The sequence below is a fragment of the Streptomyces sp. CCM_MD2014 genome, from assembly GCF_000772045.1.
Taxonomy (GTDB): domain Bacteria; phylum Actinomycetota; class Actinomycetes; order Streptomycetales; family Streptomycetaceae; genus Streptomyces; species Streptomyces salinarius.
The window spans coordinates 7615195-7628935 of sequence record NZ_CP009754.1 but is presented as its reverse complement, the minus strand read 5'-3'; the positions used below and the strand labels follow the sequence as shown (position 1 = coordinate 7628935).

Sequence of the window (13741 nt, the reverse complement as noted above, 5' to 3'; positions counted from 1 at the left end):
TCAGGAGCAGCCATGACCACCACCCGTACGACCAGCGCACCAGCCGAGGTGGAACTCGCCATCGGCGGCATGACCTGTGCCTCGTGCGCCGCCCGGATCGAGAAGAAGCTCAACCGGATGGACGGGGTCACCGCCACCGTCAACTACGCGACGGAGAAGGCCAAGGTCAGCTACGCCGGCGACGTCTCGGTCCCGGAGCTGATCGCCACCGTCGAGGCGACCGGGTACACGGCCCGTGAGCCCGAGCCGGTCCGGGCCGAGCCCGCGCCCGGCGCGGAGGGCGCCGAGCCCGCCGACGAGCTGCGGCCCCTGCGGGAGCGGCTGGTCACGGCCGTGGTGCTGGCGGTTCCGGTCATCGCGATGGCGATGGTGCCGGCGCTGCAGTTCGAGTACTGGCAGTGGCTGTCGCTGGCCCTCGCGGCGCCGGTGGTGACCTACGCCGCCTGGCCCTTCCACAAGGCCGCGTTCACCAACGCCCGGCACGGTGCGGCCACCATGGACACCCTGATCTCGGTCGGCACGTCGGCCGCCTTCCTGTGGTCGCTGTGGGCGCTGTTCTTCGGCAGCGCGGGCACACCCGGCATGACGCACCCCTTCGAGCTGACGATCGCCCGCGGTGACGGCGCCGGGAACATCTACCTGGAGGCCGCCGCCGGGGTGACCGCCTTCATCCTGGCCGGCCGCTACTTCGAGGCCCGTTCCAAGCGCAAGGCCGGCGCCGCGCTCAAGGCCCTGCTGGAACTGGGCGCCAAGGACGTGACCGTGCTGCGGGACGGGCGTGAGGAGCGCATCCCGGTCGGCGAGCTGAAGGCCGGGGACCGTTTCCTGGTCCGTCCCGGCGAGAAGATCGCCACCGACGGCACGGTCGTCGAGGGCACCTCGGCCGTCGACGCGTCGATGCTCACCGGCGAGTCCGTCCCGGTCGAGGTCGGCGTGGGCGACGGTGTCACCGGGGCCACCCTGAACGCCGGCGGCCGGCTGGTGGTCGAGGCGACGCGGGTCGGCGCGGACACCCAGCTGGCGCGGATGGCGCGGCTGGTCGAGGACGCGCAGAACGGCAAGGCCGCCGCCCAGCGGCTCGCCGACCGCGTCTCCGGCGTCTTCGTCCCCGTCGTCATCGCCCTGGCACTGGCGACCCTGGGCTTCTGGATCGGCAACGGCTCCGGGCTGACCGCCGCGTTCACCGCCGCCGTGGCCGTCCTGATCATCGCCTGCCCCTGCGCCCTGGGGCTCGCCACCCCGACCGCGCTGATGGTCGGCACCGGGCGCGGCGCCCAGCTCGGCATCCTCATCAAGGGCCCCGAGGTCCTGGAGTCCACCCGCAAGGTCGACACCGTCGTCCTCGACAAGACCGGCACCGTCACCACCGGCCGCATGACGCTGCTCGCCGTGCACACCGCCGGCAACGCCGAGGAGAGCGAAGTGCTGCGGCTGGCGGGCGCGCTGGAGCACGCCTCCGAGCACCCGATCGCCCGGGCGGTGGCCGCGGGGGCCGCCGAACGGGTCGGTGCTCTGCCCGCCCCCGAGGACTTCGCCAACGTCCCCGGTCTCGGTGTCCAGGGCGTCGTCGAGGGCCACGCGGTCCTGGTCGGCCGTGAGAAGCTGCTCACCGAGTGGGCCATGGAACTGCCCGCCGGTCTGGCCCGCGCCAAGGCCGAGGCGGAGGCGGCCGGCCGCACCGCGATCACCGTCGCCTGGGACGGCGAGACCCGCGCGGTCCTGGAGGTCGCCGACGCGGTCAAGGACACCAGCGCCGAGGCGATCGCCCGGCTGCGCGCCCTGGGCCTGACGCCGGTCCTGCTGACCGGTGACAACGAGGCGGTGGCCCGCTCCGTCGCCCGCGAGGTCGGCATCGACGCCGAGCACGTCGTCGCCGAGGTCATGCCCGAGGACAAGGTCGATGTCGTCAAGCGCCTCCAGGACGAGGGGCGTTCGGTGGCGATGGTCGGGGACGGCGTCAACGACGCCGCCGCGCTCGCCCAGGCCGACCTGGGGCTCGCCATGGGGACCGGCACCGACGCCGCCATCGAGGCCGGCGACCTCACCCTCGTACGCGGCGACCTGCGCGCGGCCGCCGACGCCATCCGGCTCGCCCGCAGGACCCTCGGCACCATCAAGTCCAACCTGTTCTGGGCCTTCGCCTACAACGTCGCCGCTCTGCCGCTCGCCGCGGCCGGACTCCTCAACCCGATGATCGCCGGAGCCGCCATGGCCTTCTCCTCCGTCTTCGTCGTCGGCAACAGCCTGCGGCTGCGGGGCTTCAGAGCCGGGGACTGACCCGCCACCACGATGCCGAGCCGCCGGCCGACCCGCAGGGAGTCGGCCGGCGGCTCGGCGTCGTGCGCCCGGTCGTACCGCGCCGCCCGCTCGGACCGCACCGCCCGGCCGGGACCGCACCGCCCAGCCGGGACCGCTCCCGCCGCCGGTCCCCCGGACGGGCCCTGCCCACGCGCCGTCGGGTCCGGGCGCGGCCAGCATGGTCAGGGTCCCGTCTCCCCGCGGAGCAGAAGCACATGACCGAACCGACCAACGCCGACGGCGACACCCGCGGCCCGCTCGCGCCGGCTCCCGCTCCCGGACCCGCTCGCAGGCGGACCGTCGCGGCCGTGCTCGCCGATCTGCGTGCCGTGGACGGCGCGCTGTACGCGGCGGTGGCCGCCACGCCCACGCCCACGCTCGACCGCGCCCTGCGGCGCCTGTCCCACGCCGCGGACCGCTCGAAGGTCTCGCTGGGGATCGCGGCCGCGCTCGCGCTGGGCGGGGGCCGGGCCCGGCGGGCTGCCCTCGTCGGGGTGGGCGCGGTCGCCGTGGCCTCGGCCTCGACGAACCTGCTGGGCAAACGCCTGGTGCACCGGGCGCGGCCGGACCGGGAGGCGGCGCGGGTGACGGTGGACCGGTACGTGCCCATGCCCGCGTCGGCGTCGTTCCCGTCCGGGCACACGGCCGCGGCGGTCGCGTTCGCCACGGCCGTCGGCGTCGTCCTGCCCGAGGCCGCCGTTCCGCTCGGCGCGCTGGCGAGCGCCGTCGGCTACTCCCGGGTCCACACCGGCGTGCACTACCCCGGTGACGTCGCCGCGGGCGCCGTCCTGGGCATCGCCAGCGCGGCGGCCGCGCTGGCGGCGGCGCCCCGTCAGCCGAACACCTTCACCGCCTGGTAGTACGTCCAGGCCGTGCTGTCGCAGGCGGTCTTGGTGGCGCCGCCGTAGCGGGCGCAGACCCGCTTGAGGTCCTCGTAGAAGGCGCTGTCGAGGCGGGACTTGTTGGCGTCGAAGGTGCCCGCGTCCTTGTAGTTGCGGTAGCCGAAGTCGTGCCGTGCGCAGGAGGTGCTGAAGGGGAAGCCGAACGGGTTGTCCGGCGAGGAGGAGCAGTAGTCGGTGGTCCAGTCGAACCCGTAGGCGGACCAGGCGGACTTGTCCGCCCGCGCGGCGGTCCAGGCGTTGTAGCTGGACGCGCTGGTCTGCGTCCAACTGGCGAGCACCTGGGCCTTGTCGGAAGGAGCGGCGTCGGCGGCCGCGGCGGTGGCGACGACGGTGGTCACGGCCAGCGCGGCGGCGGTGAGTCCGGTGGCGAGTCTGCGGTGCATCCCACACCTCCATGAGGCTGCGGCCCGCCCCTCGGGCCGCAGGTTCATGTCAAGATGATGCGCACCGGGGTCACCTGTTCACACCTCAGATGGCCCAACTCCCTGTGAACATTACGGCTTTGGCGCGCTACGCGCGTTCTCCCGGCGCCCAGTCGGGGTGCTCACCGTGCATGGCGGCGTAGTACGGGTCGCCGGGAGCGATCTCACCGGCCCGCACCGGCCGCCCGCTGAACGCCGCCTTGTACAGGGCCGCGGCGAACTCCAGCGTGGCGCGGGCCTCCGGGCCGCTGCCGGGCGGCCGGCTGCCGGCGTCCCAGGCGTCCAGTACGGCGCCGAGCTGGGCCGTGTGCGAGCTGGGCACGTCGGCGGGCGGAGTGCGCCAGGCGGCGGCGCGTTCGGGGGCGACGTGCCGGGCCGGGGTGTAGGCCCAGTCGTCGTTGCGATGCCCGTACAGGTGGGTCAACTCGACCGTGGCGTCGGCGCAGTCGACGCGTATGCGGCTCGTCTCGTCCGGGGAGAGCACGCTGTTGACGACGGTCGCGAGTGCCCCGCTCTCGAAGCGCACCAGGGCGGTGGAGACGTCCTCGCTCTCGGTGTCGTGCACCAGGCGCGACGCCATGGCCCGTATCTCGGCCCAGGGGCCCAGCAGATGGAGCAGCAGGTCGTACTGGTGGATGCCGTGGCCCATGGTCGGGCCGCCGCCCTCGGTGGACCAGCGTCCGCGCCACGGCACCGCGTAGTAGGCGGCGTCGCGGTGCCAGGTCGTCTGGCAGTGGGCGACCAGCGGGGCCCCCAGCTCGCCGCTCGCGATCAGCTCGCGGGCGTGCGCGGCGCCGGATCCGTACCGGTGCTGGAAGACCACGGACGCGTACGCACCGGACGCCTTCTCGGCCGCCGCGACGGCGTCGTACTCGGCGAGGGAGAGGCACAGCGGCTTCTCGCACAGCACCCAGGCGCCCGCCTCGAGCGCGGCCACCGTCTGCTCCCGGTGCAGGGCCGGCGGAGTGCCGACGAGCACGAGGTCGGGGCGTACGGCGGCCAGCATGGCGCCCGTCGACGCGTACCCGGCGATGTCGCCGGGCGCCTGCGCGCGGAACGCGTCGAGCCGCGCGGGGTCCACGTCGACGGCGGCCACCAGCTCGGTGCGGTCGGCGTGGGCGGCGAGAGCGGGCAGGTGGCCGCCGGTGACGATGGCACCGGTACCGATCACCGCGACCCGGCGGCGGGCGGGGCGTGGGGACATGCGGTCCTCCCTCGGACTGCGTGGCGCACGCGCACACCGTGCCGCGCGGCGCCCCGTCGATAGAAAGCGCTTTCAAGCAGGGTCGACCATAGGCGGACGGCGATGGCCCGGACAACCCCCACCGTTTGCGGGCCGGGCGCACGGCTGGTCGACTGTCGCGGGGGGACCGGGGCCGGCGTTCAGCGCCGGTCCGCCCTTCAGTCCTCTCCGGAAGGAGTCCAGGCGTGAGTTCCCCGAAGCCGAATCCCTCGTCGTCCGCGGAGCAGCGGTCGGACGGCAGCCAGCCCTGGCTGCACCAGAAGGGCCGGACCATTCAGGAGTTCGGCACCGTCAAGCAGTTCCCCGTCGCGCTCAGCATGGAGACCCGCCTCTACTCCTGCCAGCGGCTCAACAAGGTCCTGGCCGACACCCGGATCCTGCACGACCTGTACAAGAAGTACCACTGGCTGATGCGCGGGGCGACGTTCTACCAACTGCACCTGCTGCTCGACAAGCACGCCGGCGAACAGCTGGAGCTGATCGACACCGTCGCCGAACGCGTCCAGACGCTCGGCGGTGTCGCGGTGGGCGACCCCCGGCACGTCGCCGAGATCACCACCGTGCCGCGCCCGCCGGACGGGGTGGAGGAGGTGCCGTCGATGCTCTCCCGGCTGCTGGAGGCGCACGAGCTGATCCTGACCGAGTGCCACGACGCGGCGGCCCGCACCCAGGAGTACGGGGACGACGGCACCAACGACCTCCTGGTCTCCGAGGTCGTGCGCACCAACGAACTCCAGGCGTGGTTCGTGGCGGAACACCTCGTGGACACGCCGCTGGTCCACTCCTGACGCCCTCGGACATGGCACACACGTCCCAGGACACCGACGACAGCTCACCGGAGCGCGGACGGTGGTCCGCGTTCCGGCGGTCGCCGTTCTGGCCGGCCACCGTCCTGGTGCTGATCCTCGCGGCCGCCGCGGGTCTCTTCGCGGGCTCGTACACCTACTCGATGGCGAACCCGACGCCGCGCCTGATCCCCACGGCCGTGGTCGGCTCGTACGAGAAGGCGGGCGCCCAGGCCTATCTTCGCGGCCTGGAGAAGGCGCTGGACACCTCGGTGAAGGTGCATCCCTACGAGACCCTCGCCGCGGCCCGCGAGGCGATCGAGCAGCAGGAGGTCTTCGCGGTCTTCGAGCTGCGCGACGACGGGCGGACCGCCGCTCTCGACGTGTCCGGCGCGTCGGGCTCGTCGGTCGCCGAACTGCTCTCGCAAACGGCACCGGCCGTGGGGAAGAGGCTCGGTGTCCGGGTCACCGTCCGGGACGTCAACCCGTTGCAGGAGGGCGACCCGCGCGGACTGGCGATCTTCTACATCTCCCTGGCCGCCGTGATCATCGGTTTCGTCGGGGCGATCCAGCTGAGCGTGCACGCGCGCTCGCTCACGCCGTTCGAGCGCATCCTGTTCACGGCGGCCTACGCGCTGCTCGGCGGGTTCGTCATCGCCGCCACGGTGGACTGGCTGCTGGGCGCGCTGAACCTTCCGTTCGCCGAGTCGTGGCTCATCCTGGCGCTCACGATGTTCGTGTCCGGCATGGTCTTCACCATGTTCAACACCCTGTTCGGCCGCTGGGCGATGCTGCCCACCTGGGGCCTGATGGTGATCATCGGCAACCCTTCCTCCGGCGGCGCGGTGTCCTGGCCCCTGCTGCCCTCCCCGCTGGGGACGATCGGCCGGTGGCTGCCGCCCGGCGGCTCGGTCAACGCGCAGCACACCGCGGTGTACTTCCAGGGTCACCAGCACGCGTTCCCGTTCCTCGTGCTGGGCGGGTGGGCGCTGCTGTCCTGCACGGTCTTCTGGGTCTGGCGGCACCGGCACCCCGGTGGCCGCGACAAGGATCCGACGGGGGCGGAGGAGCCCTGACCGGACCGTCGCGGACCTCTGTCCCGATCGGCGACCTGCTGCGATCATGAGGCGAAAGTCCCCGGGTCCGGGAGCCCCTGCTTCCGGGAGCTCCCGCCTTCGTTTGGAGTGCGCACATGGCCCTCGACGTCGACGCGATCCGCGCGCAGATACCCGCCCTCAAGTCCGGCTCCGCCCGCTTCGACGCGCCGGGCGGCACCCAGACCCCGCAGCCCGTCATCGACGCGATCGCCGAGGCACTGTCCAACCCGCTGGCCAACCGCGGCCGGACGACCGAGGGCGAGCGCAACGCGGACGGCATCGTCGCGGACGCCCGCGGCGCGCTGGCCGACCTGCTGGGCACCGAACCGCGGGGGATCGTCCTCGGCCGCAGCGCGACCCAGCTCGCCTACGACCTCTCCCGGACGCTGGCCAAGTCGTGGGGGCCCGGGGACGAGGTGGTCGTCACCCGGCTGGACCACGATTCCAACATCCGGCCCTGGGTCCAGGCTGCGGAGGCGGCCGGCGCGACCGCGCGGTGGGCCGACTTCGACCCGGCCACCGGTGAACTGCGTCCCGAGCACGTCGAGGCGGTGCTCTCCCCGCGCACCAGGCTGGTGGCGGTGACGGCCGCCTCCAACCTGATCGGCACCATGCCCGACCTGCCGGCGATCGCCCGCCTGGCGCACGGCGTGGGTGCGCTGTGCCACGTCGACGCGGTGCACTACGCCTCGCACGCCGTCGTCGACCCGTCGGCCCTCGGCGCGGACACGCTGGTGTGCTCGCCGTACAAGTTCCTCGGTCCGCACCTGGGGGTGCTCGCGGCCCGGCCGGAGTTCCTCCAGAGCCTGCGTCCGGACAAGCTGCTGCCCTCCAGCGACGCCGTTCCCGAGCGTTTCGAGCTGGGCACGCTGCCGTACGAGCTGCTGGCCGGCGCGCGAGCCGCGGTGGACTTCCTGGCCGGGCTGGAGCCGGAGGCGCGCGGCACGCGCAGGGACCGGCTCGTCGCCTCGTTCGCCGCGCTGGAGGCCCACGAGGGCGTGCTCCGCGAGCGGATCGAGCAGGGGCTGGCCGGTCTCGACGGCGTCACCGTGTACGCGCGGGCCGCCCGGCGCACCCCGACGCTGCTGTTCACCGTGGCGGGCCTGCGCCCGGCCGACGTGTACCGGCAGCTCGCCGAGCGGGGCGTCGACGCGCCCGCCGGGTCCTTCTACGCCCTGGAGGCCTCGCGCCGCCTGGGCCTGGGCGACGAGGGCGCCGTCCGGGTCGGACTGGCGCCCTACACCAGCGCGGACGACGTGGACCGCCTCCTGACCGCGCTGGCCGGCCTCGACCGCTGAACCCACCGCCTCACGACAGCGGTACGGTCACCTCCCCTTCGCCCTCCGCGCTCGCGCCGCCCGCGACCCGGACGGTGAAGGGGCGGTCGGTGCCGCCGGCGGTGACCCGCAGGACGTCTCCCTCGCGCCGCACCCGGAAGGTCGCGGCCGGGGTGCCCAGCAGGTCGGGCACGGTGACCTCGGCCGCGTAGCCGGCGTCGGCGCTCGGGTGGACCAGCAGCGTCGGGGCGTCCAGCCAGTCGCCGTCGGGCCGCCGGTCGTCGGAGGCCAGCGGCAGGACGGCGCCCTCGCGGACGTATAGCGGCAGGCTGTCGTAGCCGTGCCGTTCGGTGCGCCAGGCCGGGCCGGAGACGCGCTCGCCGGACAGGAGGTGGGTCCAGGTGCCCTCGGGGAGGTAGACCTCGACCTCGCCGTCCTCGGTGAAGACCGGCGCGACCAGGACGTCGGAGCCGAGCATGTACTGGCGGTCCAGCGTCCGGCAGCCCGGGTCGTGGGGGTACTCCAGGAGCATCGGCCGCATCATGGGCACGCCGGTGCGGTGGGCCTCGGCGGCGACGCCGTACAGGTAGGGCATCAGGCGGTGCTTGAGGAGGGTGAAGCGGCGGGCGACGTCCACGGCCTCCTCGCCGAACTCCCACGGCACCCGGTACGACGAGGAGCCGTGCAGCCGGCTGTGCGAGGAGAGCAGGCCGAAGGCGAGCCAGCGCTTGAAGACCGCCGGGTCGGGCGTGCCCTCGAAGCCGCCGATGTCGTGGCTCCAGAAGCCGAAGCCGCTCAGGGACAGGGACAGGCCGCCCCGCAGTGACTCGGCCATCGCCTCGAAGGACGACCAGCAGTCGCCGCCCCAGTGGACGGGGTACTGCTGGCCGCCCGCGGTCGCGGAGCGGGCGAAGAGGACGGCCTCGCCCTGCCCGCGCTCCTTCTCCAGGAGTTCGAAGACGGTGCGGTTGAACAGGTGCGTGTAGTAGTTGTGCATGCGCTCCGGGTCGGAGCCGTCGTGCCAGACCACGTCGGTGGGGACGCGCTCGCCGAAGTCGGTCTTGAAGCAGTCCACGCCCTGGTCGAGCAGCGGCTTGAGCTTCCCGGCGTACCAGTCGCGGGCGGCCGGGCTGGTGAAGTCGACCAGGCCCATGCCGGCCTGCCACAGGTCCCACTGCCAGATGTCGCCGTCCGGCCTGCGCACCAGGTGGCCGAGGGCGGCGGCCTCGTCGAACAGCGGGGACTTCTGGGCGATGTAGGGGTTGATCCAGGCGCTGACCTTGAGTCCCTTGGCCTTGAGCCGGGCGAGCATGCCGTCCGGGTCCGGGAAGACGTCCGGGTCCCACTGGAAGTCGCACCACTGGTACTCGCGCATCCAGAAGCAGTCGAAGTGGAAGACCGAGAGCGGGATGCCGCGCTCGGCCATGCCGTCCACGAAGGACGTCACCGTCCGCTCGTCGTAGGAGGTGGTGAAGGACGTGGTGAGCCACAGGCCGAAGGACCAGGCCGGCGGCAGGGCGGGGCGGCCGGTGAGGGCGGTGTAGCGGGTGAGGACGTCCTTCGGGGTGGGCCCGGCGACGACGTAGTACTCCAGCGTCTGGTCCTCGACGCTGAACTGCACCTGGCCGACGGACTCGGAGCCGACCTCGAAGGAGACCGCGCCGGGGTGGTTGACGAAGACGCCGTAGCCGCGCGAGGAGAGGTAGAACGGGATGTTCTTGTACGCCTGTTCGCTGCTGGTGCCGCCGTCGGCCTGCCACATGTCGACGACCTGGCCGTTCTTGACGAACGGGGTGAAGCGCTCGCCGAGGCCGTAGATCTGCTCGCCGACGCCGAGGGCGAGGCGGCCGAGCATGTGGTGGGCGCCGTCGCCGGTGGTGGCGAAGGCGGTGCTCTTGGCGTCGGCGCGGGTCAGTTCGCGTCCGTCCGCGTCGCGGAAGGTGAGGCCCCAGGGACCCTCGCGGTCCAGGCGGAGGGTGAGCGGGCCGCTGGTCAGCTCGGTGACGGTCCCCTCCTGGCGCACCTCGCCGGCGCCGTCCTCCGCCTCGGTGAGTGCGAAGTCGGGGCCCGGCCGGCGCTTGCCGGCGTGGTGGGTGACGCGGACGCCGATGACGCCCTCGGCGGGAGAGAAGCATTCGACCGTGAGGAGCGGCGCGTTGAGCGTGTCCCCCCTCCGCGTCACCTTCTTCACGGCGGCATGGGCGGTGAAGCGCTTCGATTCAGAGCGTACATCTCGTACCTCGGTGGCGTACGAGAGATGCACGCCCTCACGGATGAGCCAGAAGCCGTCGGTGAACTTCATGATCTTCCTCGGGTGGGGCGGGAGCTGTCGGATGGGGAGCACGGAGGCCGTCTCACAGCGATGCGATCGTACACAAGACAAATCCCCGCGCCGAGGCGTTTGCCATGCATACGCCGCTCTGATCAGGAGTTATCACGCCAGAGAACGACTTCGTCACCGCACGGAGCGGAGAGAGAGGGGCCACTTTGCTCTAGCGCGGAAGCAGGTCGGTGACGTATTAGTCATCACACCAAACAAATCGGTCCGGCAAGGAAGCCGGACGGTACGACAGCAAGGGCCGCACCATGTCGAAGCGCTTCACCTCGCTCGCCTTGACAGCACACCCTCCGGCTGCCACGCGCCGCGGGCGAGGACGCTCACGCCGAGTCCTCGCCCCGTTCACCGCCGTGTCCGTGCTGGTCGCCGGAGCGGCGCTGGCCGGCTGCGGACAGCAGCGCGACGCCGACACGTACACCGTGATGAACTCCTCGACCGACGAGTCGTACCACCGCTGGGACGCGGAGGCGATGGCCCGCTGCGGCAAGGAGCTGGGCGTCACCATCGAGCAGCAGAGCGTCCCGGCCTCGCAGGTGATGACGAAGGCGCTGCGCATGGCGTCGTCCAAGTCGCTGCCCGACATCGTGCAGTTCGACGCGTCCGAGATGCCGACCTTCGCCGACGCGGGCGGCCTGGTGGACCTGAGGACCCTCGGCCTGAGCACCGACGGCATCCCCGACGGGATCGTCGACTTCGGCTCGTACAAGGGCACGTACTACGGCGCGGCCCGCTCCGTGAACACCCTCGCCCTCTTCTACAACAAGGACGTCCTCGACAAGGCGGGCGTGAAGGTGCCCACCACCTGGGCCGAACTGCGGGAGACGGCGAAGAGGCTGACGCAGGGCAAGCGGTACGGCCTGGCGCTCAGCGCGGGCGGCGCGGAGGACGGCGTCTTCCAGTTCACGCCGTTCATGTGGTCCAACGGCGGTGACGAGACGGACCTGGACGGCCCGGAGGTGGTCGAGGCCCTGGACTACTGGAAGAGCCTGCTGAAGGACGGTTCGCTCTCGAAGGCCACGGTCAACTGGACTCAGGCGGACGTCAACGACCAGTTCATGGCCGGCAACGCGGCGATGATGATCAACGGTCCGTGGCAGGTGGAGACGCTCAACGGCGACAAGTCGCTGCACTGGGGCATCGCCCCGATCCCGGTGCCCGAGGCGGGCGACGACTCGGTGGGCCCGCTCGGCGGTGCCGTTCTCACCGTGCCCAACACCGGTGACGAGGCCCGGGAGAAGACGGCAGGGAAGATCGTCGCCTGTCTGTCGAGCGAGAAGGAGCAGCTGACCTACGCGCTCAACAGCTGGATGGTCCCGGCCAACGCCAGGGCCGCGGCCGTCTGGCGCGAGAAGGTGCCCGAACTGGACTCCCTGGCCGACCAGGTGGCCGTCGCCCGGTCCCGGACGGCGAAGCTCGGCGCGGGCTGGTCGAGCGTGTCGCTCGCCCTGCAGAGCGCCTTCCAGTCCGCCCTGACCGGCCAGTCCAGCGAGACCGCCCTGAAGCGCGCCCAGCAGCGGGCCACGAGCGGGAACTGAGGTACGCCCCCATGACCACGCCCATGCCCACGTCCGCCGTCGCCGCGCGGACGCCCGCGGAGCAGAAGCCCACGGCGCCCGCCGCGCCCGACCCCGGCCGGATCGCGCGCCGCCGCAGGCTCGCCCAGTGGGGGTTCGTCGCCCCCGCCGTCGTCTTCATGCTGCTGTTCTTCGGCTACCCGCTCGTGCGCAACGTCGTGATGAGCTTCCAGGACTACACGCCGAAGACCTTCTTCACCGGCGAGGCGCCCTTCAACGGCGCCGACAACTGGTCCAACGTGTTCCAGGACGCCCTGTTCGGCAAGGCCCTGTGGCACACGCTCGTCTTCACGGCGGGCTCGTTGCTGGGGCAGTTCTGCATCGGCCTGGCGCTCGCCGTCTTCTTCAGCCGCCGATTCCCGCTGAACGGGGTGCTGCGCTCGCTGATCCTGCTGCCCTGGCTGGTGCCCATGGTGGTGTCCGGCATCGTCTGGCGCCGCATCCTCGACCAGGACACCGGCGTGCTCAACTCGTTCCTGGACACCCTCGGCCTCGGTGGTCACACGCCCTGGCTGACCAGCCCCGGGATGGCCCTGCTGTCGGTCATCCTGGTCAACATCTGGATCGGCATCCCGTTCAACATGGTCATCCTGTACGGCGGTCTCCAGGAGATCCCGAAGGAGCTGCACGAGGCGGCCGCGCTCGACGGCGCCTCGGCCTGGCGGACCTTCCGGTCGGTCACCCTGCCGATGCTCAAGCCCGTCGTCACGGTCGTCCTCGTGCTGGGCTTCATGTCGACGGTGAAGATCCTCGACCTGATCCTCGCCCTGACCGACGGCGGCCCGGCCGACGCGACCCAGACGCTGGGCACCCTGACCTACCAGAACTCGTTCGTCCAGCTGGACTTCGGCGCGGGCGCCGTGGTCGGCAACGTACTCATCCTGATCTCCGCCGTGTTCGCGGTGTTCTACCTGCGGGCCAACCGCACCGAGGGGAAGTGACGTCCATGGCCTCCCACACGCCCACCGCCTCCCGGCGCCGCTGGGGTTCCACCGTCGCCGGCGTTCTGATCCTGTGCGTGATGCTGTTCCCGCTGTACTGGATGCTCAACACCGCGCTCCAGCCCGACTCGGGGCTGCTCCAGGTCGACCCGGTGCCGGGCAGCCTGGACCTGTCCGGCTTCTCCAAGGCGGTCAGCGACCAGGGCGGGCACCTGCTGACCTCGCTGGCGGTCTCGCTCGGCGCGGTCGCCATCTGCCTGGCGATCTCGGCGCCCGCCGCGTACGGTCTCGCCCGGTTCGGCCTGCGCGGCTCTCGCACCATCGTGTTCGGCACGCTGATCACCCAGATGGTGCCGGGCATCGTCATCGCCAACGCGCTCTACAACTCCTACGTCGACCTGGGCCTGGTCAACTCCTACTTCGGCCTGATGCTGGCGGACGCGTCGCTGGGCATCCCGTTCTCCATCGTGCTGATGCGGTCCTTCATGGTGTCGATCCCGGGCGAGGTGATCGAGGCCGCGCAGATCGACGGTGCCGGGCCGGTGCGCACCTTCGTCCGGGTGGTGCTGCCGATGAGCCGCAACTCCCTGATCACGTCGGGCCTGTTCGCGTTCCTGTTCTCGTGGAGCGACTTCATGTTCGCGCTCACCCTGAACACGACCGACGACGTCAAGCCCATCACCCTGGGCATCTACCAGTACATCGGCGCGCACGTCGGCGACTGGGGCTCGGTGATGGCCGCGTCGGTGCTGTCGGCGGTGCCCGCCGCGATCCTCCTCGTCCTCGCCCAGAAGTACATCGCCGCCGGGATCACCGGCGGTTCCGTCAAGTGAACCTCGCACGCCCCGCACGTACGGAGATGAC

Annotated in this window: 11 protein-coding genes; 8 read left to right on the top strand and 3 right to left on the bottom strand. The window is 72.0% G+C overall.

The annotated features are described in order from the left end of the window. Positions 1–12: 12 nt before the first annotated feature. Complete coding sequence (locus NI25_RS34075) at positions 13–2277, top strand: heavy metal translocating P-type ATPase (protein WP_061446154.1); 2265 nt, start codon at positions 13–15, stop codon at positions 2275–2277. A 236-nt stretch (positions 2278–2513) separates the two neighbouring features. Next, positions 2514–3158 carry a phosphatase PAP2 family protein gene (locus NI25_RS34070; RefSeq protein WP_061446153.1) on the top strand — a complete coding sequence of 215 codons (645 nt, stop codon included), beginning with the start codon at positions 2514–2516 and terminating at the stop codon, positions 3156–3158. On the opposite strand, the gene NI25_RS34065 is transcribed toward NI25_RS34070, so the two are convergent. Then, the gene (locus tag NI25_RS34065) at positions 3131–3583 is read right to left on the bottom strand and encodes a phospholipase (RefSeq protein ID WP_061446152.1); all 453 of its coding nucleotides are present in this window, start codon (positions 3581–3583) and stop codon (positions 3131–3133) included. The genes NI25_RS34070 and NI25_RS34065 overlap by 28 nt on opposite strands. A 127-nt stretch (positions 3584–3710) precedes the next feature. Beyond that, positions 3711–4826 carry a Gfo/Idh/MocA family protein gene (locus NI25_RS34060; protein ID WP_061446151.1) on the bottom strand — a complete coding sequence of 372 codons (1116 nt, stop codon included), beginning with the start codon at positions 4824–4826 and terminating at the stop codon, positions 3711–3713. Between the two features lie 224 nt (positions 4827–5050). Here NI25_RS34060 and NI25_RS34055 point away from each other — a divergent pair, with 224 nt between their 5' ends. The 3 genes from NI25_RS34055 to NI25_RS34045 all read left to right on the top strand — a co-directional run bounded on the left by NI25_RS34055 (position 5051) and on the right by NI25_RS34045 (position 8045). Further along, a complete protein-coding gene (locus NI25_RS34055) occupies positions 5051–5653 on the top strand; it encodes a Dps family protein (RefSeq protein ID WP_061446150.1) in 603 nt (200 codons plus the stop codon). A gap of 11 nt (positions 5654–5664) precedes the next feature. Further along, positions 5665–6726 (top strand): hypothetical protein, encoded by a 1062-nt coding sequence (locus NI25_RS34050; RefSeq protein ID WP_061446149.1) that lies wholly within the window; start codon positions 5665–5667, stop codon positions 6724–6726. Between the two features lie 116 nt (positions 6727–6842). Further along, positions 6843–8045, top strand: a complete 1203-nt coding sequence (locus tag NI25_RS34045; RefSeq protein WP_061446148.1) for a cysteine desulfurase-like protein — start codon at positions 6843–6845, stop codon at positions 8043–8045. A gap of 10 nt (positions 8046–8055) precedes the next feature. Here NI25_RS34045 and yicI read toward each other — a convergent pair whose 3' ends face one another. Further along, entirely contained in the window at positions 8056–10326 is a 2271-nt protein-coding gene (gene yicI, locus NI25_RS34040) for an alpha-xylosidase (protein WP_061446147.1), read from the bottom strand. Positions 10327–10610: 284 nt separating this feature from the next. Between yicI and NI25_RS34035 the strand changes: the two genes are divergently transcribed. From NI25_RS34035 to NI25_RS34025, 3 genes are read left to right on the top strand one after another with little or no spacing between them, the layout of a single operon-like run. After that, the gene (locus NI25_RS34035; RefSeq protein WP_061446146.1) at positions 10611–11897 is read left to right on the top strand and encodes an ABC transporter substrate-binding protein; all 1287 of its coding nucleotides are present in this window, start codon (positions 10611–10613) and stop codon (positions 11895–11897) included. Positions 11898–11920: 23 nt separating this feature from the next. Continuing rightward, positions 11921–12877, top strand: a complete 957-nt coding sequence (locus NI25_RS34030) for a carbohydrate ABC transporter permease (RefSeq protein WP_061447210.1) — start codon at positions 11921–11923, stop codon at positions 12875–12877. A gap of 5 nt (positions 12878–12882) precedes the next feature. Further along, the gene (locus NI25_RS34025) at positions 12883–13710 is read left to right on the top strand and encodes a carbohydrate ABC transporter permease (protein ID WP_061446145.1); all 828 of its coding nucleotides are present in this window, start codon (positions 12883–12885) and stop codon (positions 13708–13710) included. The last annotated feature ends 31 nt before the right edge of the window (positions 13711–13741 follow it).

What these genes read in the sequence shown, in the direction of transcription:
- NI25_RS34070 (WP_061446153.1), top strand. Translation starts at nt 2,514, where the DNA reads ATGACCGAACCGACCAACGCCGACGGCGACACCCGCGGCCCGCTCGCG.
- NI25_RS34060 (WP_061446151.1), bottom strand. Translation starts at nt 4,826, where the DNA reads ATGTCCCCACGCCCCGCCCGCCGCCGGGTCGCGGTGATCGGTACCGGT.
- yicI (WP_061446147.1), bottom strand. Translation starts at nt 10,326, where the DNA reads ATGAAGTTCACCGACGGCTTCTGGCTCATCCGTGAGGGCGTGCATCTC.
- NI25_RS34045 (WP_061446148.1), top strand. Translation starts at nt 6,843, where the DNA reads ATGGCCCTCGACGTCGACGCGATCCGCGCGCAGATACCCGCCCTCAAG.
- NI25_RS34035 (WP_061446146.1), top strand. Translation starts at nt 10,611, where the DNA reads ATGTCGAAGCGCTTCACCTCGCTCGCCTTGACAGCACACCCTCCGGCT.
- NI25_RS34065 (WP_061446152.1), bottom strand. Translation starts at nt 3,583, where the DNA reads ATGCACCGCAGACTCGCCACCGGACTCACCGCCGCCGCGCTGGCCGTG.
- NI25_RS34030 (WP_061447210.1), top strand. Translation starts at nt 11,921, where the DNA reads ATGCCCACGTCCGCCGTCGCCGCGCGGACGCCCGCGGAGCAGAAGCCC.
- NI25_RS34050 (WP_061446149.1), top strand. Translation starts at nt 5,665, where the DNA reads ATGGCACACACGTCCCAGGACACCGACGACAGCTCACCGGAGCGCGGA.
- NI25_RS34075 (WP_061446154.1), top strand. Translation starts at nt 13, where the DNA reads ATGACCACCACCCGTACGACCAGCGCACCAGCCGAGGTGGAACTCGCC.
- NI25_RS34025 (WP_061446145.1), top strand. Translation starts at nt 12,883, where the DNA reads ATGGCCTCCCACACGCCCACCGCCTCCCGGCGCCGCTGGGGTTCCACC.